General features: G+C 59.6%; 26 protein-coding genes. 11 read left to right on the forward strand and 15 right to left on the reverse strand.

The window, feature by feature from the left end:
• Positions 1–112: 112 nt before the first annotated feature.
• From EOS_RS16010 to EOS_RS16015, 3 genes are all read left to right on the forward strand, one after another.
• A complete protein-coding gene (locus EOS_RS16010; RefSeq protein ID WP_047847646.1) occupies positions 113–379 on the forward strand; it encodes a hypothetical protein in 267 nt (88 codons plus the stop codon).
• A 389-nt stretch (positions 380–768) separates the two neighbouring features.
• Complete coding sequence (locus EOS_RS44510; protein ID WP_075645346.1) at positions 769–915, forward strand: DUF2934 domain-containing protein; 147 nt, start codon at positions 769–771, stop codon at positions 913–915.
• Between the two features lie 549 nt (positions 916–1,464).
• Positions 1,465–3,222 carry a methyl-accepting chemotaxis protein gene (locus EOS_RS16015; RefSeq protein ID WP_047847647.1) on the forward strand — a complete coding sequence of 586 codons (1,758 nt, stop codon included), beginning with the start codon at positions 1,465–1,467 and terminating at the stop codon, positions 3,220–3,222.
• A 128-nt stretch (positions 3,223–3,350) separates the two neighbouring features.
• On the opposite strand, the gene EOS_RS16020 is transcribed toward EOS_RS16015, so the two are convergent.
• Complete coding sequence (locus tag EOS_RS16020; RefSeq protein WP_047847648.1) at positions 3,351–4,253, reverse strand: LysR family transcriptional regulator; 903 nt, start codon at positions 4,251–4,253, stop codon at positions 3,351–3,353.
• A 138-nt stretch (positions 4,254–4,391) separates the two neighbouring features.
• Here EOS_RS16020 and EOS_RS16025 point away from each other — a divergent pair, with 138 nt between their 5' ends.
• On the forward strand, positions 4,392–5,147 hold the full coding sequence (locus tag EOS_RS16025; RefSeq protein ID WP_047847649.1) for an SDR family oxidoreductase: 756 nt from the start codon (positions 4,392–4,394) through the stop codon (positions 5,145–5,147).
• A gap of 99 nt (positions 5,148–5,246) precedes the next feature.
• Here EOS_RS16025 and EOS_RS16030 read toward each other — a convergent pair whose 3' ends face one another.
• The 9 genes from EOS_RS16030 to EOS_RS16070 are packed head-to-tail and all read right to left on the reverse strand — an operon-like array spanning position 5,247 to position 14,556.
• A complete protein-coding gene (locus EOS_RS16030) occupies positions 5,247–6,464 on the reverse strand; it encodes a glutamine amidotransferase-related protein (RefSeq protein WP_063177458.1) in 1,218 nt (405 codons plus the stop codon).
• 46 nt (positions 6,465–6,510) lie between these two features.
• Complete coding sequence (locus EOS_RS16035) at positions 6,511–7,740, reverse strand: pyridoxal phosphate-dependent aminotransferase (RefSeq protein WP_047847650.1); 1,230 nt, start codon at positions 7,738–7,740, stop codon at positions 6,511–6,513.
• Between the two features lie 24 nt (positions 7,741–7,764).
• Positions 7,765–8,688, reverse strand: a complete 924-nt coding sequence (locus EOS_RS16040; protein ID WP_047847651.1) for a dihydrodipicolinate synthase family protein — start codon at positions 8,686–8,688, stop codon at positions 7,765–7,767.
• Positions 8,689–8,720: 32 nt separating this feature from the next.
• A complete protein-coding gene (locus EOS_RS16045; RefSeq protein ID WP_047847652.1) occupies positions 8,721–9,896 on the reverse strand; it encodes a M24 family metallopeptidase in 1,176 nt (391 codons plus the stop codon).
• 1 nt (position 9,897) lies between these two features.
• On the reverse strand, positions 9,898–11,004 hold the full coding sequence (locus EOS_RS16050) for a mandelate racemase/muconate lactonizing enzyme family protein (protein WP_047847653.1): 1,107 nt from the start codon (positions 11,002–11,004) through the stop codon (positions 9,898–9,900).
• 4 nt (positions 11,005–11,008) lie between these two features.
• On the reverse strand, positions 11,009–12,172 hold the full coding sequence (locus tag EOS_RS16055; RefSeq protein WP_047847654.1) for a M20 family metallopeptidase: 1,164 nt from the start codon (positions 12,170–12,172) through the stop codon (positions 11,009–11,011).
• Positions 12,173–12,208: 36 nt separating this feature from the next.
• A complete protein-coding gene (locus EOS_RS16060; protein WP_047847655.1) occupies positions 12,209–12,967 on the reverse strand; it encodes an amino acid ABC transporter ATP-binding protein in 759 nt (252 codons plus the stop codon).
• A 9-nt stretch (positions 12,968–12,976) separates the two neighbouring features.
• Positions 12,977–13,699: an amino acid ABC transporter permease gene (locus EOS_RS16065; RefSeq protein ID WP_047847656.1), complete on the reverse strand. Its 723-nt coding sequence runs from the start codon at positions 13,697–13,699 to the stop codon at positions 12,977–12,979.
• Positions 13,700–13,740: 41 nt separating this feature from the next.
• Positions 13,741–14,556 carry an ABC transporter substrate-binding protein gene (locus tag EOS_RS16070; protein WP_200908652.1) on the reverse strand — a complete coding sequence of 272 codons (816 nt, stop codon included), beginning with the start codon at positions 14,554–14,556 and terminating at the stop codon, positions 13,741–13,743.
• Positions 14,557–14,784: 228 nt separating this feature from the next.
• Between EOS_RS16070 and EOS_RS16075 the strand changes: the two genes are divergently transcribed.
• On the forward strand, positions 14,785–15,645 hold the full coding sequence (locus EOS_RS16075) for a GntR family transcriptional regulator (RefSeq protein ID WP_200908653.1): 861 nt from the start codon (positions 14,785–14,787) through the stop codon (positions 15,643–15,645).
• A gap of 810 nt (positions 15,646–16,455) precedes the next feature.
• Here the strand turns inward: EOS_RS16075 and EOS_RS16080 are convergent.
• Positions 16,456–17,601 carry a porin gene (locus tag EOS_RS16080; RefSeq protein ID WP_047847658.1) on the reverse strand — a complete coding sequence of 382 codons (1,146 nt, stop codon included), beginning with the start codon at positions 17,599–17,601 and terminating at the stop codon, positions 16,456–16,458.
• Positions 17,602–18,346: 745 nt separating this feature from the next.
• Here EOS_RS16080 and EOS_RS16085 point away from each other — a divergent pair.
• The 5 genes from EOS_RS16085 (at position 18,347) to EOS_RS16105 (ending at position 22,132) form a co-directional block, all read left to right on the forward strand.
• On the forward strand, positions 18,347–18,658 hold the full coding sequence (locus tag EOS_RS16085; RefSeq protein ID WP_047847659.1) for a DUF4148 domain-containing protein: 312 nt from the start codon (positions 18,347–18,349) through the stop codon (positions 18,656–18,658).
• A gap of 227 nt (positions 18,659–18,885) precedes the next feature.
• Positions 18,886–19,098, forward strand: coding sequence for a DUF4148 domain-containing protein (locus tag EOS_RS16090; RefSeq protein ID WP_047847660.1), 213 nt, complete (start codon positions 18,886–18,888; stop codon positions 19,096–19,098).
• A 134-nt stretch (positions 19,099–19,232) separates the two neighbouring features.
• The gene (locus EOS_RS16095; RefSeq protein WP_047847661.1) at positions 19,233–19,913 is read left to right on the forward strand and encodes a response regulator transcription factor; all 681 of its coding nucleotides are present in this window, start codon (positions 19,233–19,235) and stop codon (positions 19,911–19,913) included.
• 57 nt (positions 19,914–19,970) lie between these two features.
• A complete protein-coding gene (locus EOS_RS16100) occupies positions 19,971–21,350 on the forward strand; it encodes a HAMP domain-containing sensor histidine kinase (RefSeq protein ID WP_047847662.1) in 1,380 nt (459 codons plus the stop codon).
• Positions 21,351–21,400: 50 nt separating this feature from the next.
• Positions 21,401–22,132, forward strand: a complete 732-nt coding sequence (locus EOS_RS16105) for a response regulator transcription factor (RefSeq protein ID WP_047847663.1) — start codon at positions 21,401–21,403, stop codon at positions 22,130–22,132.
• A gap of 60 nt (positions 22,133–22,192) precedes the next feature.
• On the opposite strand, the gene EOS_RS47535 is transcribed toward EOS_RS16105, so the two are convergent.
• From EOS_RS47535 to EOS_RS16110, 3 genes are read right to left on the reverse strand one after another with little or no spacing between them, the layout of a single operon-like run.
• A complete protein-coding gene (locus EOS_RS47535) occupies positions 22,193–22,354 on the reverse strand; it encodes a hypothetical protein (RefSeq protein ID WP_167348960.1) in 162 nt (53 codons plus the stop codon).
• The gene (locus EOS_RS47085; RefSeq protein WP_160312501.1) at positions 22,351–22,521 is read right to left on the reverse strand and encodes a hypothetical protein; all 171 of its coding nucleotides are present in this window, start codon (positions 22,519–22,521) and stop codon (positions 22,351–22,353) included. The genes EOS_RS47535 and EOS_RS47085 overlap by 4 nt, the downstream gene beginning before the upstream one ends.
• Before the next feature lie 2 nt (positions 22,522–22,523).
• Positions 22,524–22,778: a DUF4148 domain-containing protein gene (locus tag EOS_RS16110; protein ID WP_047847664.1), complete on the reverse strand. Its 255-nt coding sequence runs from the start codon at positions 22,776–22,778 to the stop codon at positions 22,524–22,526.
• A gap of 374 nt (positions 22,779–23,152) precedes the next feature.
• Between EOS_RS16110 and EOS_RS16115 the strand changes: the two genes are divergently transcribed.
• Positions 23,153–24,331 (forward strand): porin, encoded by a 1,179-nt coding sequence (locus EOS_RS16115; RefSeq protein ID WP_047847665.1) that lies wholly within the window; start codon positions 23,153–23,155, stop codon positions 24,329–24,331.
• Positions 24,332–24,422: 91 nt separating this feature from the next.
• Here the strand turns inward: EOS_RS16115 and EOS_RS16120 are convergent.
• Positions 24,423–24,974, reverse strand: a 552-nt coding sequence (locus EOS_RS16120; protein WP_047847666.1) for a TolC family protein, incomplete at its 5' end; no start/stop codon positions are given.

A 24,974-nucleotide genomic window follows, 5' to 3' on the forward strand; every position in this document is an offset into this window, starting at 1 on the left:
CTAAGAGAAGGAGAAGGGCAGGCGTAAGCGGGTCGTCAGACTGCCACGCTTCAGGAGCGCGGCGGAATGTGCGAAGATTCGAGCGTCGCTAATATCCGAAACGAGGTGGACGATGAACGCTAAGCTTGTCAGTCTCAGCGCACCATTCATTTCTCGCGACGCTTCATTGTGGTTTTCCGCCTATGGTTTCGGTTGGGGCTATTGCGCCTTCTCCATTCCGATTGAGGCGGTTTGCGAATACCTTGGAGCGGCGGATGCCTCGACGAAGCAACTCATGCTTGCTTTTGAGTTGAGCAGGAACCGCATCTCGAAGGTCGTCAAGCAGGTTGAAATCCCCGAAACAGGCGAACGGGTCATCCTGGACCGCCTGGACCAATAGAACGGTCATCCAGCGCCGATTGGCAAAATCGCACAAGCGTTTCGCGAGTGCTGGCCAAAGCCGGTTGCTTTAACGATCACCTCGCTGTCAAAAAACTACGCGATGCTTGGCACTGCGCGTGCCCGAACGATTCGCATGAGTGCAGCCGGATGCGCTGCAGTCCGACACAGGTTCGGGCGTGCGCTCCCCACTATTCGTCCGACATTCTCTCCGCTGGTTCTGATCGTGCGGCTGAGTCGTACCTGGTCACTATCCGAGTAGGTGTTTACACCTAAAACGACAATAATTCATTGTCATCCGCACTCTGAATTATTGGTGAGGGTCCGCCTAAACTTTCGGCAGAGACAGCGCGCAATAGGGCTCGCTGCAATTCAATGCCGGAGTCGATCATGAGTGTTCCTATGTCGGAAGAACAGGTGTTTACGCTCGCATTTTATCTTTGGGAGCTGGATGGCAGCCCCGCCGGGCGTTCAGAAGAGTACTGGGAGAAGGCCCGTGCTCAGCTGGGTAACGTCAGTTGGGACGTTGTCGAGTAGGAGATTGAAAGGCTTCGTCTTTCAAGCAGTTTCACCGCGCGCCTCGTCCCTGATCTAATCGTGTGGACGCGGCGCGCGGGCGATTTTCCGCGCCTCATGATCTTTTGGATCTGCTTGTCATACCTAAAAACCACCTTCGTATTGCATCTTCAGGAAGCGATACGAATGCGCGTTGAAAAAACATAAAACTCGAAACCTGACTCGGTGGACAAGCGCACGACAAACACTGTTGGCGCTTCCTTTTGTGCTGAAAACGTCCGTTCTTCGAGAGCGCATCTTGTTTGCAAAAACTTAGAAGTCCAAGCAAATTAAGGTGGACAAATGAACGACAAATCGTCTGACTAATTATTTATTTTTTTCGGCAAACGTTTGTCCCTCAAAAGCACCCTCCAGATTGGGCCGGCCCGGCCGTAGTCCCGGTTAGAGAAAAGCAGAACCCTGTCCTGCATTTTCCAAAGATTGACCAATCCCCCTGTCAACGACTTAACGAAATGTCTGGGGCGCGCTTGCTTGACCGGTTCACACCATCACCGAAGGGAGCACTATAAAATGAATTTCAAATCGCTTTCAGTCAAAGCGAAGCTCTCATGGAGCTTTGGTCTGTTGATCATCATGCTGGTTGCCATCTCAGTCTTTTCACTCAAGGCGCTTAGCGATGCAAATAGTCAATTCTCTAGTTACGTCTCCGGCATAGAGGCGCGTGCGCGTCTTGCGGAGACTGTGCGCACGGCGGTGGATCGGCGCGCGATCGCGGCCCGCGATCTTGTGCTGGTGACGAAACCTGCGGACCTCGACGCAGAAAAAGCAGACGTGGCCAAGGCGCACGAGGACGTGCAGAATGCATTGCGCCAGTTGAACGACCAGGTCGCACATGCGACCGACGCCAGCGACAAAGCACGCAGTCTGGTTGCCGAGATCAGTCGCGTGGAAAGCGCGTATGGCCCAGTCGCGATGAACATCGTCAATGCCGCGCTTACCAACAAGCGTGACGACGCCATCACAATGATCGACGATCAATGTCGCCCGCTTCTCGCTCAGTTGATCAAGGCGACCAACGATTATTCCGAGTACACCGCTGAGCGCGCCAAGAGTATGGAGGCACAGTCGGAGCTTGATTATTCAAACAAACGCACGCTGCTCATTGCAACCTGTCTGATCGCACTTGCCACCGCGATCGGCGCGGCCACCGTCATTATTCGCGGGCTGCTCAACGCCCTGGGTGCCGAACCTGTTGCGCTCGGCGAAGTGACTCAACGGGTGGCGAGCGGCGACCTGAGCCCGGTTCGCGGGGCCGATCTGGCACCTGCCGGCAGCGTGCTCGCTTTGATGGGTGCGATGCAGGGCAGCCTGGTCAAGCTGATCGGCGAAGTCAGAATGGCCGCCAACAGTATTGCCACGGGCTCCAGCGAGATAGCATCGGGCAACATCGACTTGTCGTCACGCACCGAGCAGCAAGCGTCGTCATTGCAGGAGACCGCGGCAAGCATGGAACAGCTCACCTCGACGGTCAAACAAAACGCGGAAAACGCGGCACAGGCGAGTTCGCTGGCATCGAATGCATCGGACGTGGCGGCAAAGGGCAACAGCGTCGTCGGGCAGGTGGTCGATACGATGGCCGACATCAGCGAAAGCTCCAAGAAGATTGCGGATATCACCGGGATCATCGAGGGCATTGCGTTCCAGACCAATATCCTCGCATTGAATGCGGCAGTCGAAGCGGCTCGCGCCGGTGAACAGGGCAGGGGATTTGCGGTTGTCGCGAGCGAAGTGCGTAGCCTCGCGCAGCGTTCCTCCAGCGCGGCGAAGGAAATCAAGGATCTGATCTCGACCTCAGTGCAGAAGATCCAGACCGGCTCGGGGCTCGCAAGCGAAGCAGGCCGAACGATGTCGGAAGTCACGAACGCTGTCGCTCGCGTGAACGACATCATGGGGGAAATTGCTGCTGCGTCGGGCGAACAGAGTCGCGGTATCGAACAAGTCAACACCGCGATCACTCAAATGGATGAAGTGACGCAGCAAAACGCGGCACTGGTCGAAGAGGCGACTGCCGCGTCGCAATCGCTCGAGGATCAGGGGCGCAAGCTGACTCAGGCAGTGTCCTCGTTCCGATTAGGCAGCGAAGACTCGATGGGGCATGCAACGCAGGCTGTAAGCGCGAAAGCCCAGCCGAAGACGCAGGTAACACCGCGCCTGGAGCCTAAGGGACGGGTCGCGAAGTTATCGCCGCGTTCATCGTCACGCTTATCGCCCGCGTTGCCTATACCCGCAGCAAGCGGCGCGGCGAACGCGGAGTGGAAAGCTTTTTAACGCGACGGTTGAATGAGCGCTGCCTGTCCGCGTGGTGGCCGGCTTCTGGCTTTTCCGGCCACGCCACCCGCATGCATGCTGATTAGAAAAAGGTCTCGGAACGAATGTAAGCCAGATACATAAGGCCCTTACTGCAACTCCGATTTTTCCAGCGCCGCCAGCATCGCGTCGAACACAAGCCGTATGCGTGCCGGCACTGGTCCCCGCTGCGGCCGATAAACGTATACCGGCCAAGCCTCCGGCGCATAACTGTCAAGCACGCTGATAACCTTGCCGGCGCGCAGCAAAGGCTGTGCGAGATAACTCACGATCTGTCCAAACCCCAACCCTGCGACGACCGCCCGGCACTCGCACTCTCCGTCGTCGGTCTGGAACGCCAGGTTGGCCGGCGTGAATTGCTGCCCGTTGGCGAATTGCCAGGGCCATAGGCGACCGGTGTTCCTGTCGATGAATCCCGTCGTAGGCAGAAGCGCAAGTGCCGCCAGGTCAGTCGGCTCGCCCACGCGTGCGATCAACTTGGGACTGGCGACGACAGAGAAACCCACGCGCGATGCGGGGCGAACCACGAAGCGACTGTCGCGCATGAAGCCTATCCTCACGCCAATATCAATCTGCTCCGCAATGGGATCGCTGATCGCATCGGATAAACGCAGGTCGAGCATGATCCGCGGATGCTTCTCGGCGAGACGCGCAAGCGCCGGCATGAGAAACCGTTCGCCAATGGATTTGGGTGCGGTTAGCCGAACCAGGCCGGCAATTTCAGCATCGATCTCGCTGTCTTTCGGTCGCAGCAGTTCGTCCATCTGCCGCACGAGATCGCGTGCCCGATGCGCAAACGCTTCCCCTGCTTCCGTGGCGCGCACACGCCGCGTATTCCGGTGGAAAAGGATTTCCCCCACGAGCGCTTCCGCTTCCTGAACCGCGCGCGTGACTGCCTGAGGCGACGTACCCAGCCGCGTAGCCGCTTCTTTAAAGCTCTCTGCTTCAACGGCCGCGCAATAGATGCGCAACATTTCGAGGCGATTCTGCATGAGGAGTTCCCGGTTTTGATTCCAGAAAATGGAATTATGAAATCGTATCATTTCCATTGAATGGTTTGCTTGCGATTCCCATACTGTCTTCTGTCGCGGGGGGCCTTCGCCCCCCAGGATCACAGGAGCATGTCAACCATGAGCAATAACGTCAGCAATGGAATCGAAGGCAAGGTCGTTGTCATCACCGGCGCGAGCAGCGGGCTCGGTGAAGCAACGGCACGTCATTTGTCGGCGAAAGGTGCGTCGCTTGTGCTGGGTGCGCGTCGTCTCGACCGGCTTGAAAACATCGCCGCGGACTTGCGTAAAGCCGGCGGCAAGGTCGAGGTATTAGCCGCCGATGTCACGCGCCGCGCAGATGTACAGGCGTTGATCGACCGGGCAGTGAGCGCTTACGGGCGAGTGGACGTGGTGGTCAATAACGCCGGGTTCATGGCAATTGCACCTATGTCGGAGACGAAAGTCGACGAGTGGGAACGCATGATCGACATCAACATCAAGGGTGTGCTGTACGGGATCGCGGCGGCACTGCCTGTATTCCAGCAGCAGAAAAGCGGCCACTTCATCAACATTTCATCGGTGGCGGGCATCAAGGTTTTCAGCCCCGGCGGCACCGTCTATAGCGGCACCAAGTTTGCCGTACGCGCTATCTCCGAAGGGCTCAGGCACGAAGTGGGCGCCGCGATCCGCACGACGATCATTCTGCCGGGCGCTGTCGATTCCGAACTGAAATTCGGCAGCTCGCATGAAGAGAGCGCGAAGGTGGTGGGGCAGTTCTATCAACAGGCGATTCCTGCGGATTCGGTGGCTCGCGCTATCGCTTACGCGATCGAACAGCCGGCCGATGTCGATATCAACGAGATCGTGCTTCGTCCGACCATGCAGGAATTTTGACGCGGGTTTTCGGCAGTGCGACGGGGCTTGAGCGCCGCGAGCCTGAGTTGCGAATTAGAGCGGGAATGAGCGGTCGTGGATCGCGTCGCTGTAATCCGATCATCGCGATCGCAACGCCGTTTCCAGAAACGCACACAACAGCGGATGCGCACGTTCCGCCGCTGACGAGACCTCAGGATGCCCTTGCATGCCGATATAAAACGGATGCTCGGGCGCCTCGATTGCATCTGCGATATGACCCGACAGATCCCGGGCACAGACGGTCACGCCAGCATCGTGGAGCAAACCCAGGACGTGTGGATTAAGCCGGAACCTGTGGTTGGTGCGTACAGTGAAGCGGTCACCCAGAATCCCATGCAGTGTCGAGCCATTGTCGATCTCGCTGATCTGATCGCCTAGTCGATGAACGGTCGATCCATCGTCTGCAGCGAGACGGATAAAACTGTGCAGGCTGGCAGTGGGATTGGCTTCTGCGAGTGCGACATCGTCCGAGCCCGAGGCAAGCTGTGCGGCGGCTGTCGCCATGGCCTGCATGCCGAGGCAGAGTCCGGCCACCGGCATGCGCGATACAAGAGCGTAGCGCGCTGCGATTACCTGTCCCGCTACGCGGCTCATGTCCGAGCCGCCGGGCAGCACGATGCCATCGGCGCACGCGAAGAGGCCGGCCACGTTGTCGATATCGATCGATTGCGGCGTGACGTAGGTGATCTCCAGGTCGATATCCTGAGCATCGGCTGCATCGCCTAGCGCTGCTAATGTTGCCGGATTGACACCTCGGTGATCGCGCTCGCTGCCGACAAGCGCGATGCGTAAGCGTGGCATCGTGCGGCTTCGCGTGGACTCGCTCGCGCTCCATCGGCCGAAGCGATCCGGCGTCCATGTGCCTGTCTCGCCGATCGCATCATGAGTTGCCGCGTCGATGATCCACGCACTGTCTGCATCGTGCATCACGCGACAGCGTTCGTGTTTTACGCCGCGTCTGCGGGCCTCGGCAATCAATCCTTCTGCCGATACGATCGAACCCGCGTTGCACGGATGCAGCGGCACGACAATATCCTCTCGCGCTGCGCGATCCAGCAGCTCGCTTGCAGCGACGGGAGAAGAAACAGCCCGCACGCCAATACGCTCGGCCCACACGAGTCCGCTCGGCACGAGCACGCCATCGGCGGTCACATGCTGGGCTGCATCGGGGAAAACTTGCTCGTCCCACACAGCCTTCACGTGCACGAGCGTCGCGCGGCGCACGCTCGCCAGGATGGCCGCAAGTGCCCCATAGTTCGCGGGCAAATCATCATCGTCTTCGAGCAAGATCAGCATGATCGGGTTTCCTTGCAATCCGGCCGGCGATCGATCAGGCCGGGATTCATCGCGTGCTTATCTCCGTCTGAAGCACGAGCGCCGCGCACGCGCGCTCGATTCGCGCACAGGCTTCGCGCAGGGTGGTGTGGTCGACCGCGTAGGCAATGCGAATATGATTGTCGATGCCGAACGCTGCACCATGCACGACGCCCACATGCGCAGCTTCGAGCAGGTACGTCGCGAATTCGAAATCGCTCCCAATGGTCTTGCCGTCGGGCGTCGTCGCACCTATCACGCCCTCGCAATTGACGAAGGCATAGAAGGCACCATCGGAGGGTGTGCAATGCAAGCCGGGGCAGCGCCCGACCGACTGGAGCACGAGCTTGCGGCCCACTTCGAGGATTCGCAACCATTCGTCCATGAAGCCTATGCCACCGCGTAGCGCAGCAACAGCGGCGGCCTGCGAGATCGAACTGGGGTTGGAGGTGCTTTGGGATTGCAGCGTCTGCATTGCAGCGATCAGCCACGCCGGACCCGCCGCGAAACCGATGCGCCAGCCGGTCATCGAATAGGCTTTCGATACGCCGTTGACCGTTAGCGTGCGAGGTTGCAAACGCGGCTCGACTTGTGCCGGGGTGAAGAAAGGACCTTCATAACGCACGTGTTCGTAGATGTCATCGGCCATCACCAGGACGTGCTCGTGTTCTAGCAGCACGTCGGTCAGCGCCTTGAGTTCGTCGCGGCTATACACTGCGCCGGAGGGATTGTTCGGCGAGTTGAGGATCAGCCAGCGCGTGTTCGGACCGATCGCCGCACGCAATGTTTCCGGCTTCAATTTCCAGCCATCGGTGGCGTCGCATTGAAGTACGCGGGTGCGGCCGTCGGCGAGCGCGACCATGTCCGGGTAGGAGACCCAGTAAGGCGCGCAGATCAGCACCTCATCTTCCGGGCCGATGGTCGCGAGCAGCGCGTTGAAGATCAGCTGTTTTGCGCCGCTTCCCGCAATGACTTCGTTCGTCGAATAGGCGATGCCGTTGTCGTGAGCGAATTTATCGACGATCGCTTGCAGCAGTTCCGTCGTCCCGGCAACCGCCGTGTATTTCGTGTCGCCTCGTTCGATGGCGGCAATACCCGCACGCTTGATATGCGCGGGAGTATCGAAGTTGAGTTCGCCTTCGCCGAGGTTGATGACCTTCTTGCCTTGTGCGAGCAAGGCCCGGACCTTGTCGGAAATCTCTGCTGTAGGCGACGGCCGAACGCGGCTCATGCGCGCGGCGAGTTGATTCAATGCCATGTCGATCCCTGGTTCCAAAACCGGTTATGCAACGAGCCTGACGCCGCTGCGTGGTTCGTTCGCAAGCGTCTGCATGGCTGCGTGCACGTCGTCGAGCGCCTTGCCCGCGAGGTCGCGCAGCGGCGAGCGCACGTAGCCGCCGGTGAAGCCGCGCAAGCTCATGGCGGCCTTCACAGCCTGCGGTTGTCCGTGCGTGCGTGCTATGGCGCGAAAGCCGTACCACAGGCGATGCAGCTCGCAGGCGGCATGCGCGTCGCCGCGTTCGATCGCCCGGTAACTAGCGAGGATCAGTTCCGGCAGGGCGCCGCTGTTGGTCGAACTGATGCCGTCGAAACCGGCCATCATCGGTCCGAGAAAAGCGAGGTCGGACGCGCAGAAGAGCTTTATGCGGCCACCTACGCGATTCGCGATCTGGTCGATGGCGGTGGGCGTCAGGTCGCCCTGCTTCAGGCCGACCACGCCTTCAATATCCGCGAGGCGCTCGATGGTCGGGGGCGACAACGTGATGCCGATGCCCGGCGCGTTGTAGATCAGCACGCCGGTGCGCGAGAGCGGCGCCATGTCGCGGAAGAACGCGACGATCTGGTCATCCGTGACTTCGGAGACGAAGGGTGGCGTGACCATCGGCAAGCCGCCCAGGTCACCGGCCAGTTGTGTGAGTTCACGTACGACACGTACATCCGACGATGCGCTGCAGAGCATCACCGGCACGCGGCCGGCAGTTATCTCCACCGTGCGGCGAAATAGTGTGGCGCGTTCGTCGGTGGACATCGCGGGAAACTCGCCGTAGGTGCCGCCAATCAGCAGGCCGTCGAAGCCCAGCGCGATCACGCGCTCGATGTTTTCCGCCAGGGCGGTGTAGTCAAATGAGCCGTCGGCCGTAAAGGGCGTTACGGTAATGTTGAAGATCCCTTTAAGCCGCTCACGGCATTCGATCATGTCTTTCATTGCATGTAGTCCGTCAAGATTAGATGAGTCGATCAGGCGTCGACCTGCAGCAACGGCCGCGCGATGGCGCCGAGTACGCGATGCCCCGTCTCGGTCACGACAACCGTCTCGCTGACCCCGACGGTGAACTCGCCGTAGATCCGCAGCGCGGGCGGAATGTGGAAGGTCATGCCGGGTTCAAGGGGTGTCTTCACGCCGGTATAGAGGCTCAGGATCGCGCCTTCGCCCCAGTCGGGAGCGAACGAGATGCCGATCGAATAACCGGTGCGTTTCTTGAAGTTGTCGGTATAGCCCGCCCGGTCGATCACGCGCTGGCAGGCCAGATGTGGCGCTTCGCATGGCTCGCCGGGACGGATTGCGTCGAGGGCGGCTTGCAGCGCGGCCTGGCAAACCTTCTCCATATCCAGCGCGTCGGAACGTGGTTTGCCGAGCCACGCCGAGCGCATCAGCGCGGCGTGATAGCGATCGTGGCAGGCAGCCATCTCGAGGAAGGCGGGTGCGTCAACATCGAGTGGCCGGCGGCGCCATGTGCCGTGCGGCACGCCGGTACGCGGGCCCGCCGAGACGAGCGGTTCCATACCGACATATTCCGAACCCGCGAGAATCGCTTCCGACATCATGGCCGCGACCAGCGTGTTTTCGGTTGCACCGGGCTGGACTGCGGCAAGGCCTGCGCGCATGCCGGCATCTACATACCGTGCAGCAGTCGCGATTTTTTCGATCTCCGCATCCGACTTTACCGCGCGCAATTGTTCGATCACGCGTGCGCCGTCGGCGATCGTGCCGAGCTTTGCCGTGAGCGTTTCATACACGGCGATCGGCAGGAACCAGCCACGCTTGTCGATGGCGACACGCTTGTTGGCCCAGCCATTTTTTTGCACGACGTTGACCAGCACGTCGATGGGGTCGTCGCCGTCGCTATAGACCTGCGCATCGGCAATGAAGGTGTTCGCGATGAAGTTGAAATACTCCAGTTGGCGGATCACGAACACCGGTTCACCGTCGACCGGCAGCAACAGCGCCTGGAACGTGTAGTAGCCGGGCGTCTGCTGGCCGGTCAGATAAAAGATATTCTCCGGGCCCGTGACGATCATCACGTCGATCCCGGCCTTGGCGAGCGACGCCCGGGTGCGTGCGACGCGACCTGCATATTCCTGCGCATCGAACGCGGATTCACAGCCCTGTTGCGGGCCTTGCCGTTCCTGCATATCAGTTCTCCAGAATAGTTTGAATGCGTTGCGTGAGGAAGGTATCCAGCGTGACACCAAGACCGGGTGCGTGGGTAGAAGACGCCGCGCCGTGCTCGTAGACGAGGCCGCTCACCGGGTCGTCGTGGAGACCATCCGCGCCATATAACTCAGCCCAGCCGGGTCGGGTCGCACAAGCGACATGCAGTGCCGCAGCCGTCGCGGCACCGCCTTCATTCATTTGCCCGATCATGAAAGGAACGCCCGCAACAGCAAGCCGCCGGGCTGCAGCGACGGTCGCGGCGATTCCGCCTAGCTTGACAAGCTTGAGGTGTGCGGCGAGCTTTGCACCGCCGAGCGCGCAGATGCGGCCAACATCCGCATCCGACTGCACGCTCTCGTCGAGCATGATCGGCAGCTGGCTGCTTTGCGCGAGACGCTCGATTGCATCCCAGTCACCGGCCGCGACCGGTTGTTCGACATAAGCAACAGCGCGCTTCGCCAGTGCATTGAGATACTCCTGTGCCATGTCCATGGGCCATTGGCCGTTGGCATCGACGGCAATCTTCACGCCCGGACCGAAGTGGGTGCGCAGAAGATCGATGCGTTGCAGGTCGTTGTCGAAGGAGCCGATGCCTACCCTCAGTTTCAGATCCTTGAAGCCGCGTGCGACATACGAACCCGCGCGCGCGAGCATCGTTTGGTCGTTGGACCAGAACAACGTCTGGTTCGTGGGCCACGTCGCGCGGCTGGCCGCTTCGGCGCCGAGCCATCGGGCGACACTCACGCCCGCGCGCTTCGAGCACAGATCGTGCAAAGCGCAGTCGACCAGCATGCGAAGCGGTGCGGAGAAGGGCGCGGACCAGTCGGAGAAACTGTTGATGAGCCGCTCCGGGCCTATCGTCCAATCGACCGTAGGTAGAACCGCGGTGGCTTCACTGATGACCTCGTAAGGCGCGAGACCGTTCAGATAAGCGATGTTAATGCGGACCTCACCAACCCCGCTAAGACGGTCCTGCCCGATCCGAAGATAGAGCGCATCGAGCGCGGCCACGCTCCCCGACGAAGCGGTATGAAGCGTCAGCCCGTCGCGATAATGAAGCTGCGTGCGATGAAGAGTGACTTGCACGATCTCAGCGGCCGGCCTGCATCATCGTCAGCGCGATGTCGCGATAGATGAGGCTCGACAACAGGAATTCCTCTATCGGGACGAACTCGTCGGGCTTGTGCGCGACGGCGAGCGTGCCAGGCCCGATCACGACACCGGCCGCGCCTACGCTTCGAAAATGTACAAGATCGCAACCGCCCTGAAAGCCGAAAGGTCCTGGTTCAGTGGTGCCGTGATTTCGGCAGGCCGCCAGGCTGGCTTGCACGATCGGCGCTTCCAGCGCGGTCTCGGTCGCACCGCCCGTGGTCGGTTTGTATTCGAGGATTTCGGTGCGCACACCGAAGCGTTGTTGCGCGAGATCGAGCAACTGATCGAACTCGCGCTTGACGTCGGCCTCGTCTTCGCCGGGCACCATGCGCCGGTCGAGCAGCAGGTCGCAGGCGCCCGGCAGCACATTGTCGGCGTGTCCGCCGTTCACCCGCGTGACGGTCAGGCTCGCTGAGCCGACAAGCGGATGGCAGCGGCAGCGCACGCTGTTCTCGTGATGGCTTTCGATCAGGCCGAGCAGTTGCGCGGCACGGTAGATAGCATTCTCCCCAAGATGCGGCGTGCCCGAATGCGCCGTGATGCCGTGCACCCGCACCAACGGCCGCAAGCTGCCCTTGTGCGCGGAGAAGGTCGCGTTCGAGGTCGGCTCGCCGACCACCACATAGTCGACCACCGGCTTCGTCGATGCATAGAACTTCGCGCCTTCGCTGGCAATCTCCTCGTCCGCCACGAACACGCCGATCAGCGTTCCCGACCAGCTTGAACGGTTAGCGGCCAGCAGGCGCATGGCTTCGATCATGGCCGCGAGCGGACCTTTGGCGTCGCATGAACCGCGGCCGAAAAGGCGGCCGTCGGCCTCGCGCAGGATGAAGGGATCGGAGGCCCAACCGTCGCCGGCCGGCACGACGTCGAGATGCGTATTGAACGCAAAGGTCGGACCTGGTCCGTTCTCAAGCCGCGCGATGACGTTGGCGCGGCCCGGCTTGTATTCGCTCAGCGATAGATCGAAACCCTCGGCCGCCAACAGCCGATGCACGAGTTGCGCGGCCTCGAGTTCGCGGCCCGGCGGGTTTTCCGTATTGATGCCGACAAGGGCGGCAAGATCGCGCTTCATGCGAAGCAGATCGGGTTGGGTGGACATGCAGTGTGGCTCCTTGACGCCTTGACGTATGAACGCTTAGTGGAGGATCTGATCGAGGAAGCGGCGCGCTCGCTCGTGCGCAACGCCGCTAAAGAACTGGTCGCTGCTGGCCGTTTCCACAACTTCTCCGGCATCCATGAACACAATCTTGTCAGCGGCGCGGCGCGCGAATCCCATCTCGTGAGTGACTACGATGCTTGTCATGCCTTCAGCGCTGAGTTCCGCCATCACGTCGAGGACTTCGCGGATCATTTCCGGATCGAGCGCCGAGGTCGGTTCGTCGTAGAGCATCAGCTTGGGTTTCATCGCCAGCGCGCGGGCGATCGCGACACGCTGCTGCTGGCCGCCGGAGAGTTCGTCGGCGAACGCGTCGGCCCGATCGCGCAACCGTACCTTGTCGAGCAGGCTGAGCGCGAGGTCGTGGGCGTCGTGACGGCTCATGCCGAGCACTTTCATCGGTGCGAGCATGATGTTTTCAGCGGCGGAAAGATGTGAGAACAGTTCGAAGTTCTGGAACACCATGCCGATCTCCTGGCGTACCAGATGCTGGCGATTACGTTCACGCGTGAGCTCGCGGCCCTCGAAGAAGATCTTGCCGGCATCGACGGTTTCGAGCAGGTTCAGGCATCGCAGCAGCGTCGACTTGCCCGAGCCGGACGGACCGATCACCACGATGGTTTCCTTCGGCACGATCTCGAGCGAGCACGCCTTGAGGATTTGCGTCGAGCCATAGCTCTTGTCGATACGGGATACTCTTAGAAGCGGTTGAAGAGGTTGGAGTGATTCGATAGACATAAAGCTTCCTTACCGTACAACGGGTTGACCGACACCGAGAAGGCGTTCGGTCAGGGAGATACGCCGCATACGGGTCTTGCGTTTCGGATCGAGTGAACGTTCTAGCCAGCCCTGGAACAGCATGAACAGCGTGGTGAGCGCGAGATAGTAGATGCCCGCCGCGGTCAGCGCTTCCAGATAGCGAAAGTTCGCGCTGGCAGTCTGGTTCGCAATCAGCAGCAGTTCCTGCACGGCGATCACCGACACCAGCGCGCTCAGCTTGAGCATGCCGATCATCTGGTTACCGATGGGTGGCAGGACGACCCGCAACGCTTGCGGCAGCACGATGTGCAGCAGCACCTTCGTACCGGTCATGCCGAGCGCAAGACCCGCCGTACGCTGGCCTCGTTTCACCGAGTGCAGACCCGAGCGGAAGATCTCGCACATGAACGCGCCTTCATTCAGCGAGAGCGCGAGCACCGCACAGACGAAGGCACTGAAGCGGATGCCGAACGAGGGCAGCACGTTATAGATGAAGATGATCTGGAACAGCACGGGTGTGCCGCGAAAGAGCCATAGATAAGCAAACGAGAAGGTCCGTGCAACGCGGCTGGGGATCGCCTGCAACAGCGCGAGCGCCAGCCCGATCACCATGCCGAAGAACAGTGAGAGAAGCGTGAGGACGAGCGTGACGGCGGCGCCGCGCGCGAACTCGGCCGAGCCCAGGTAGTCGAGCAGCAGGTGCAGTGACATGTCGTGTTCCGGTTACGCGTCGTGGGAGCCTGAGCGCTCGTTTAGTCGAACATCGAGACCGATGGCGGCAGCTTCCATTTCGCGATCAACTGTTTGTAGGTGCCGTCCGCGACCACTTTCGCGAGCGCTTGTCCGATGGCGTCCGCCATCGGCTTGTTGCCCTTGTTCACGGCAATGCCTATGTGCGTCGTCACTTCGAATTCCGGGCCGACGGCTTCGTAGACGCCGGGAACTTCTTCCAGCAGCATTACGGTGCCTGGTGTCGAGTTATAGATGGCGTCGGCGCGTCCCTGACGCAGCGATAACGTGGAGTCCTGCGCGGTCGGAAGGGTGAGGATGGTCGGTGCCGGGTGGCCGCCCGTGGTGCAGCGCTGGGCGTCGGCGCGGGCATAGGTCTCTTCGATGCCGCCGAGCGTCACTGCAATGATCTTGCCGCAGATGGAGTCGTCGCGGCCGGTGATCTGCGCGGGATTGCCAGCCTTCACGACGATGCGGTCGCCGAGCTTCAGGTACGGGACGAAGTCGACCTGTGCGGCGCGCGCGGGCGTCATGTACATCGCTGAATTGATGATGTCGGTGCGACCGCCCTGCAGTGCCGGAATCAGTCCGCTGAACTGAGTATTGCTCGGGTCCGGTTTGAGCTTCATCTGCTTGGCGATGGCGTTGATCAGGTCGATGTCGAAACCGACCAGCGCGCCGTCCTTCATGTATTCGAAGGGCGCGAACGTGGCGGCGGTGCCATAGGTCAACTGACCCGCCTCGACTGTTTTCAAGGGCTCGGCGGCCTGGGCCGCATTGCAGGCGAACGAAATCGCGACCGTGGCAAGCAGCGAGCACAGCATGTTGCGTGAAAGCATGGGAGGGGCCTCGACTGGTTAAGATTGCTCGTGTTGTATAAATTTATACAAACACGAAATTCACCGGTCAAGCGGAAATAAATTGTTGTGCGAGGGGCTTATGCGCCGGTGCCGGATGGCGGTCCGGTGGTTTCGTCGCCTCTGAATTGTATTATTTGTATATAATTGAGCAGATTAAGGGAGGGAGTCGGAACAATGGCGCGTGGACCGGGTAAGACCTCGCATCAGTTGGCCAAGCAGATTCTTGAGTTCGTGCAGGAGGCGCGGTTCGAGGTTGGCCATCATTTGCGTGAACAGCAATTTGCCGATGTACTGGGTGTGTCGCGCACGCCGGTGCGTGCCGCGTTGAACTTGCTGGAGGCGCTTGGGGTTATTGAAGCGCGCAGGAACCAGGGGTTCTTCTTGTTGCAGCCTGCCGAGGTGTTGCATCGGGTGGAGCTGGACGTGCCGGTGGCGGGGGACCAGGCGCTTTACGACCAGATGGTGAAGGACCGGCTGACGGGTCTTGTGCCGGCGTCGCTGACGCAGACGGATATTGCCAAGCGTTATGGCGTGGATCGGGTGACTATGATGCGGGCGTTGTCGCGGTTGTCCGAGGACGGGCTGATCGTGCGTAACAAGGGGCATGGGTGGACCTTCCAGCCGTCGCTCGACAATGCTTTGACGCTGAAGGGCAGTTATGACTTCAGGGTCGCGCTGGAGCCTTCCGGGATGTTGATGTCGACGTTTAGTGTTGACCGGTCGTTACTTGAGCGGTGCCGGCGGCAACATCTTTATCTGACTTCGCATCCTGATATCGAGACCGTTAGCCCTGGGCAACTGTTCGAGACCGACGCGAGCTTTCATGAAATGCTCGCTGAGTTCAGTGGGAATACGTTTTTGGCTCAGGCTATTCAGCAACAGAATCGGTTGCGGCGCCTGCTTGAGTTTGGAGGGTATGCCAATCAACGGCGGATACGTGAATGGTGCAATGAGCATCTGGCGATCATGGATGCTGTTGTTGAGGGGGATATGGCGCGCAGCGCCGAGTTGATGCGTACGCATTTGGCGCATGCGTATGGAGCAGCAAGTAGGGGTCGTTCGCACTAGGGGGTTGGAGTGGGTTTGCCGGTGCTCGTGGGACTGGGTCGAGGCCGGGTTGCTGCTGCTTAGGTTGATGGTCGGTTTAAGTTAGCAGTTCTTTTTATCACTATTAGTCACTGTGCGTGGCGGCACGTCATTTCTTTTTCCGCCGAACGGCGAAAAAGAAACAGAAGCAAAGAAAACGCCTCCCAACAATCGGCAAGTTAGTGTCCCTAGCGTGCAGGCTCGGAGCTTTTGGCACCTGATAGCACGGTGCTCGCCAGACATCACCGATGTTTGAAGCCCGACCTCTCCGAACACAGATACCCACACGCTTCGCCACCAGTGACTGAACCTGCCACAGGGACACCCCGCGCTATCCGCGAACAACCCCCTCAAGAAATAACCTCGCAGCCCACGTCGCCAACCCACCACGAAATGAGGCAACCAGCACACGTCAGGCCGTACTGGTCTGGGGCTCATGGTGCTTGCCCGAGAGCGTTGGGGGCGAAGCGTGTCCGTGTCAGGATTCGCGAGAAGGAGGGGTTCAAACATTGGTGAGTCTGGCGAGCACCGTGCTATCAGGTGCCAAAAACTTCTAGCCTGCACGCTAGGGACACTAACTTGCCGATTGTTGAGAGGCGTTTTCTTTGCTTCTGTTTCTTTTTCGCCGTCCGTGTCGGAAAAAGAAATGAAGTGCCGCCACGCACAGTGGCCAATAGTGATAAAGAGAACGGCCAACATATAACGACCGCAGACCTAAGCAGCACCAACCCGGCATCGATCCCTCACCGCTAACCCCAAAACCACCAAACCCCGTCCACCGGCGCGAGCGAACTAAAACCGGTGCATCATCGCCACCCTGGCCATCATCTGATTGCCACTAGAAGAAATCTCCGACGACCCCGGGATATCGGCATTGTCAAACTGCGTTCCCGTATTGCCATTGACATGCTGATACGCACCCTGAACATAGACCGAGGTGCGTTTGCTGAGATCATAGTCGAGCATCAAAGAAAACTGATTGTACTTAGGCATCGAACGCCCAGCAGTCGTGGACACGTGAACAAAGGTATAGGTATAAGCAGCAGCCAGCCAGAAATCCGGCTTGAAGAAGTACTGACCATTGACTTCAAAATTGTCGAACTTCCACGAGTTCTGGGTACCCGCCACCGGCTGATTCGTAAAGTACGCGTTAGCGGTCGGATTGTAGACATCCACATGCGAATACGCGAACGCCAACATCGCGTTATTCGAAAATGTGTACGACACTCCCGCGTCAATGTTCTGCTGCGAATCGGCCGTAAAGACCGTCGTATTGTTCGAGGCAGCACCCGAAGCATTCGCTCCGCCATTGTCGGTCTTCATATATGCAAGAGCAGCGGCGAAGCCCCCCATCTTGTACGTACCCGCCGCACTATACAAACGGTTGTTCGCAAATGCGCCAGCCTGATTGCTGAAGCCATACATCGCTTCGCCAGTAAAGCCGGCATAGGTCGGCGACACATACTTGACCGAGTTCTGGATACGGTAGTCCCAGTCGGCGTTATCGTTGTCAAACGGATGCGCCGCCAGATCCCCCATCATGTTGCCAGCAGCAGTGAATCCACTCCACATGTCGACGGTGGGATCGTACTGACGGCCCATCGTGAACGTACCATAGTGCACTGACGACAACCCAACGTAAGCCTGACGGCCAAACTCAAGACCGCCTTGACCCAGTTGTCCCGTGTTCGTATTGAAACCATTCTCCAAAAGAAAGATTCCCTTCAGCCCGTTACCCAGATCCTCACTGCCCTTCAAACCCCACCGGCTACCCGCAGTGTCGCCGCTGACCATTTCGTAACCGCGATGGCCCGCACCGTTGCTAGTAAAGTCAAAACCTTCGTCGATCAAGCCATAGAGCGTGACGCTGCTTTGAGCATGAGCGGCGGTGCTAAGGAGAATTGCCGGAATCGCAGCGGCTAACAAAGTTCTCTTCATGATTTTTCCAACCCCAATGTATATAGATTCAGGCGCGTGTGTTTGTCGCTCGATGCCGGTTCTCGCCGCGAGGGCGTGACGACTTCATGAAAGCGCCCACGAAGGTTAATGAGCCGTTATTCATAGCTGGCGCGACGTACTGAAAGTCAGCCTTTCAGGCGCTGGAATAAACCCGGTTGGCGAGCGTCGCGGCTTGCTGGCGAGGGAAGAAAGGGTCGCGCCAAACCTTGGGACGGGTCCGGTGGGAACAAGACATGTCGTGAATTCGATACAGCCGACTTTCAAACAATTTGAATTGGTGTAGTCGAGGTCCGTCCGAATGCTCAGATGCACCTGGGCGAGACAAAAGAGATTTGCGTGCCACGCGTGTAGGTGCCGATCTGGAAGCGCTGCCGTCTCAATGACTGAGGCAATGCCATGCGTGATGCGCGGTTTTGTAAGCGGATCGAGTCTTTACGCAAGCAGCATGTCAACTGGGTGCCGCCATTCGTAAGCTCAGTGCTTCTGAAGAAAGCGCGTGGCGGTGCACGCTCAATGTGGACCCTGCAACTGGCTATCTTGACCTCGGGCCCGGCTTTGTGTAGGAGCCTCCGGGTTCGCCTGCACGAACCTTAAATTACTCTTCATGTTACAGCGGACTTTCCGTTGCAATCACTTCGCTATCCTGAATCTCGTCACCCGCCGCTACATAAACAAGCGAAGCGCAGGCGACTACTTGTGCCCGATAATTTTCTGGAGAACACCCATGAAACGCCTTTCCACCGCTTTAGTCACGTTCGCACTCGCCCTTACCAGCGCGTCGGCGCTGGCCGCCCCCGGACTCACGCAGGCTGAGTGTCACGACTACCCGTTCACGCCGCTCAAGCACACCGTCACGCACAAACAGCTGATGCAGGAACTGAGCGAGCTGGAAGCGGTCGGCTATGACCCAACCGGCGACGACAACGACTATCCAACCGATCTGGACAATGCCGAAGCCAAGCTGCACCAGGAATTTCGCCGTGACTGCATGCCGGCACAGGTCGCAGGCAATCCGACCGGCTCGGCTGCGGACTGAGCGCTTGCCTGTCCTTGGTCATTCAAGCCGAAGCATTTTCGACATGCCGCCCCAAGCAATGGTTCACCAAAATCTGGATCTTGCCCTAGAGTTTTGTCCTAAGCGCACTTCGGTAAATATCTTTTCATGAAGCAGATGACGGACCGTTAAGGGTCCCCGCGTAGTCTCAACACGGTCGCGACGCCATTGGCGCATATGCGACGTTTTAACTCACCAGGAGTAGCAAAATGAAAAAACTTTTCTCCGTAGTCAGCCTTCTCTCATGCATTGTATGTTCTTCAGCATTTGCCCAAACGCCGGCGAAACCCGCTCAGGATCAATCGTGGAAACCGCCGGTCTCGACGCTCACCCGTGCGCAGGTCGAGCGCTCGCTGGTTCACGCTGAAAAGGACGGTCAGCTTCAATACCTCGATACAGTGGTTTATCGCGGCAGCCGCTAAGATCAGGCAGGTTTCCGATGCCTGTCCGTCAATTTCATCCACCGATCTCCATGAGTCGGTTGTGGCATCATTTACCCTCTGGTAGTGCAGACGGCATCCGGTTTTTCGCCGATGCCGACTTGGGATTGGGAACAATGACGACACGAGTGCTCACGGTAGAGGACGATCCGCTGGCCGCGAATGAGATTGTGGTCGAACTTGAAAAATGCGGGTTCGAAGTGGACTGGGTAAACAACGGGCCCGACGGTCTCGCCCGTGCAATGAGCGGCGAGTATGACGTGATCATGCTCGACCGCATGCTGCCGGGGCTCGACGGCCTGACTATCCTCACCACCTTGCGAACGGTTGGCGTACAGGCTCCGGTGCTGATGCTGAGCGCGCTTGGTGACGTGGATGAACGCATCCGCGGCCTGCGTGCAGGCGGTGACGATTACCTGACCAAACCATTCAATTCCGACGAACTCACCGCGCGTCTCGAAGTGCTGCTGAGACGTCGGCGCGAAGCGCCCGCACGCAATGAAACAACGCTGAACGCAGGGCCGCTCCTCGTCGATCTGATTTCGCGCAAGGTGACGCGCGACGGAGTTGAGGTGTCGCTTCTGCCGACCGAGTACCGCATCCTGGAGTTCATGATGCGGCATGCGGGACAAACCATCACACGCACAATGTTGTTCGAAGCGGTGTGGGGTTATCACTTCGATCCCGGCACCAATCTGATCGACGTGCACATGGGGCGCTTGCGCAAGAAAATCGATCCACCCGGCGCCAAGGCGACGATTCAGACCGTGCGTGGTTCGGGTTACATCTTGACGTGATCCACCTCAACTAAGGACACCTTGGCTGACTTATCGAATCGAACGCATCCCGTGGAAATGGGGCGCCGCTGGCATAACACGACCTTCAGGTGGCTGTCGGTCTACGCCGTCATCTTCGCGCTGTCGGTCATGGTGCTGATCGGCTTTATCGGCTGGTCGGCGACCACTCGCATGGAGTTCGACGCGGACTCGGTGCTGCATTGGCAACTGTTCTATTTCGGGTCCATCGACGACACGGAACTGCCCGAGACAATATACCGGCGCACGGAAGGCGAACACCTGCATACCAATTACTTCGGCCTGTTCGACGCCAACGGCAAACATATCTCCGGCGATATTGTGGCGATACCCGCGGATCTGCCGCTCGACCGCACGGGCCACACGCTCAACGGCACCCTGGTTGTGGCCCATGACATCCGCACGCCGGACGTACGGGCGATGGGAATACGCCGCCGCAGCGGCGAACAGATCGTGGTCGCCCGCGATCTCACGCATGTCCTGCATGTTCGCGAGACGATGATCAATGCGCTCGTTGGCGGCGGCTTGTTCTGCTTGCTCGTGAGCATAGCCAGTGGCTTGTTGCTCAATCTGCGGCAGATGCGGCGAGTGCGCGACATCCGCCACGTTACCTTGCGCATCGCCCAGGGTGACCTGAACCGGCGCTTGCCGACAGGCGGGCGCGACGAGCTCGATATGCTCGCGCATCTGGTGAATCACATGCTCGAGGAAATCGAACGGCTGATGACGGAGGTCAAGAGCGCATGTGACGGTATCGCGCACGACCTGCGTACGCCGGCCGCGCATATCCGCACCTTGCTGGCGAACGTCGCCGAACGCATGCACGTCATCCAGGACGACGGTGTCGCGCAAATGCTCGACCGTGCGCGAGTCGAAGCCGATATGCTGCTCGATCGCTTCGGTGCGATGCTGCGTATTTCGGAGATTGGCGCATTGAAGCGGCGCGGCGGGTTTTCGTCGGTGGATCTCACTACCCTGGTTCACGAACTGAGCGAACTGTATGAACCGCTCGCCGAGGACCGGGGAATTCGCTGGACGGTGGCTGTCGATCAGGTTGCGGCGGTGCATGGCGACCGCGCGTTGCTGTTCGAGGCGTTCAGCAACCTGCTCGACAACGCGATCAAGTTCGCACCCGACAACGGGGAGGTGCGTATCGAATTGGCGGATCACCTGCAAGGCGCGCAATTGACTATTTCCGATAACGGGCCAGGTATCCCCGAGCGCGAGCGCGAAGCGGTCTTGCAGCGCTTCTACAGAGGCGATCAGACGCGCCATCTGGCAGGCTCGGGGCTCGGCCTGAGCATTGTGTCGGCAGTCATGCGGTTACACGATTTCGCGCTTCGCGTGGGCGCTAATGGCGCCGGTACCAATCCCGGCACGAGTATGACGGTCGAATGCTGGCCACACGCGCTCGAATGACGCGCGCGCCGGCCGCCTGATTCCTTATTATCCGAGTACGAGCCATCCTTATGCGAGTTCTGCTCATTTCCACCGTCTGCGCCGAAGGCGCTTATCTGCACAAGGCTTTGCGAGAAAGCGCGCACAGCCTGCAAATGACAGATGACTTACGCGACGGACTCCATCTCGCGTTGCGGGACACATTCGACGCTGTGCTGATCGTGGCCGTCGATTCCGACGCCATCGTCAACCTGACTACGCGGCTGTCCGAGTTCGCGCGACTGCCGGGCTCGCCCGCGATCCTGGTCGTGCTCGGCCGTGCGACGCCTGTCGAGAGGGCGCGCATGCTGCGCGCAGGTGCGGACGCCTGCTTCGTGCAGCCGTATTCCTTTATCGAAATGCAGGAACGCATGCTCGCGCTGCATCGTTCGTCGGTGCAAGGCATGAGCGACTACACGCTCGATCTCCCGTTGAAACTGGATCCGCTCACCCGTGAACTGGTGGAGGGAGACAAGCGTTGCCCCCTGACGAAGCGCGAGTTCCTGCTAGTCGAGTCGCTACTGCGTCAGCCCGATGCCCCCGTGGCGCGCGACCAGTTGATTCGTTACGCATGGCCGGACAAGGATGTCGTGGATCCTTCGAGCGTAAACCTGGTCGTGTCGCGGCTGCGCCGTAAGCTCGAGCTTTATATGTTCGATGCGCGGCTAGAAACTGTCAGCCGCTTCGGTTACCAGATCAGCACGGCGCAATTGCCGCAAGGCCGCAGCTTTCCCGTTTCTCAATCGAATGCGGAAAATGCGTAAGCGCGACGCTCAGGATTCAGGAGTCCGCGCATCACGCGATGCACGGCTGATCGCGCACGATCAGGAGCCGAAGAAGGGCTGGCAGTAATCCGGCGGGCCGACGCATGCGTTGGGATCGGCCGACGCGCCCTGCAGCGACGCGCATCCCCCCAGCAAGGAGCCCAGCACCAGCGCGCAAAGCGGCAAACGCAAGGCCGAGAATATGCGTCTCAACTGGCTCATGACATCACCTTGGCGAACGCGCCTGTGAACTCAAATCTGTTAGTCAAACGCTCGCGTTGAAACGCATCATGGCGCGAGCCGCGTGATGGAGGAATGCCGGCACGGGCGACGCCTGTCACCAGCAAGTTCATCCAACCCGTCTCGGCAAGCGGCAATTCAAGCGTCATGCTTAGTGATGCCAGTACAACGTGCGGTCCAGGTAATCGAGCTGGCCATCCTGTTCGGCCTTCACGAGTTCCTGATAGACCTGTGCGCGCGTCTTCGGTGCGACAGTTTGTCCATCCGGCGGAATCCATTGGCCTGCCTGCACCACAGCAGTCTGGGCCAGGGTAGTCTGGTCCGGTGCAGTCGTTGTGCTCTGAGCGAAGGCGGAGCCCGTGGCAGCCAGACCGGCAACAGCGAGGGCGATCATCATGGTCTTCATAGTGCTTTCCTTAAAGTCCGTTTAATGAGTAACCGGGCTTCGATGCAGATGCGTGATCGTCGTCCGGTGAATACAGATTAGCGAGCCGGCCCTATCGGGAAAGACGCTCAATCGTGAAGAGTTGTTCATCTGTGGCCGTTCATGAAATTGCACAAAAGTCTTGAGTCAATTAAGTCGGATAACTAACTTAAATTATTTGTATCAGCTGTATAAATTATTCTTCATGAAGCAGGGCAATTCAGACACGCCCGCGTCACGCCCGGCGCCTAAATTTTCTCAGGTCCGCATGGCGAGTCGGGCGGCTGCACTTCGCCATCGTGCTTCCGCAAAACCGGAGGGCGGAAACGCAGCCGCATCATCCTGGAATTGCACACATGAACAAAGCGTTGATCGCCTCCTTGAGCCTGATCGCGGCAGCGGTCTCTCAAGCCGCGAACGCACAGAGCAGCGTAACCCTGTACGGCACACTCGATACGGGCATCGACTATATTTCCAACCAGAAAGCCGCAACGGGGGGCCACAGCGCCTGGGGTGTGCAAAGCGGCAACGTCAGCACGGATCGCTGGGGCCTGAAAGGCACCGAGGATCTCGGCGGTGGGCTGGCGGCCGTGTTCGACCTTGAGAACGGCTTCAATGTTGATAACGGCAAGTTCTCGAACGGCGGTGACGAGTTCGGCCGTCAGGCGTGGGTCGGTATTTCCAGTTCCCACTACGGCACCGTGACGCTGGGACGCCAGTACGACTCCATGGTGGATTTCGTGGCGCCGTTGTCGGCGACCGGTTCGGGCTTCGGCGGCAACATTGCCGATCACCCGTACGACAACGACAACTTGAACAATGATTTCCGCATGAATAATGCGGTGAAGTTTCGCAGCGTGAACTACGGCGGCCTCGTGTTCGGCGGTGCATACGCGTTCAGCAATTCATCGAATGGCTTCAGCAACAACAGCGCTTACACGGCGGGCGCTTCGTATAACAACGGACCCCTGAGTCTTGCTGCCGCCTACTTCCAGGCTAACAATCCGGGCGGCGTCGCTTCTCCGGCTAACACGAGTGGTGCGCTCTCGAGCAGCGACAGTGATGCAACCCTGGTCGGCGGCCGCCAGCGCATCATGGGGGCAGCCGCGCGTTACGTGGTTGGCCCCGCAACCGTCGGTGTCGTGTTCACGCGCACGACGCTCGACGACCCGAGCGAGATCGAGCAGGGCGGTGCTTACACGCCGCTGTCAGGCAACAAGCTCACGTTCAACAACTATGAACTGAACGCCCGCTATGCGCTGACGCCGGCATTGAACCTGGGTGGTTCGTACACGTTCACCGACGGCAAGTTCGATACCGCGACGTCGAGCCTCTCGCCGAAGTGGAGCTCGTTCATGCTGCAGGCCGATTACTCGCTGAGCCGTCGTACCGATGTCTACCTCGAAGGCGTCTACCAGCACGCCACCGGCGCAACCGGTATAAACGCACTCGGCAATGCGTCGATCTATACGCTGGCCGCGTCGTCGAATGGCAAGCAGGCAGTGGTGGCTGCAGGTATTCGTCACCGCTTCTGATCCTGCCTGCGCAGGGCACGATGTAAAAAACGCCGCCGGGGCAATGAATTGCACCCCGGCGGCGTTTTCGTTGCTGCTTCTTGAATACGCGTCAGGCCGGCTTGGAACTCCATCCGCCACCCAGCGCCTGAACCAGCGATACCGAAGCCGTCAGCTGCCGCGTACGCAGGTCCAGCGACGAGATTTGCGCGGTCAGTTCGGTGGTCTGGGCTGTCACCACCTCAAGATAACTCACCACGCCGTCCTTATACTGCGACGTCGCCAGCGCGAGCGTCTGCCGCGCAGCAGTCAAGGCTTGGTCCTCGTTCACCGATTCGTCGCCGAGATGATGCAGCAATGCAAGGCCGTCCTCGACCTGCTGGAACGCGACGAGCACGGTCTGCCGGTACTTCGCGCCGTTCTCGGCCAGTTGCGCCCGCGCATTCGCGACGGCCGCGCTACGCCGGCCGCCATCGAAGATCGTGAACAGCATTTGCGGTCCGACTGACCAGATCTCGTTCGGTGCCGCGAGCCAGGGCGAGAAGGTATCGCTCTGATACCCGCCATCGAGGCCGAGCGAAATGTCCGGGAAGAACGTAGCCTTCGCCACGCCGATGGTCGCATTCGCCGCGGCCACGCGCCGCTCGGCCGCCGCAACGTCCGG

The organism is Caballeronia mineralivorans PML1(12), from assembly GCF_001028175.1.
Lineage (GTDB): Bacteria > Pseudomonadota > Gammaproteobacteria > Burkholderiales > Burkholderiaceae > Caballeronia > Caballeronia mineralivorans.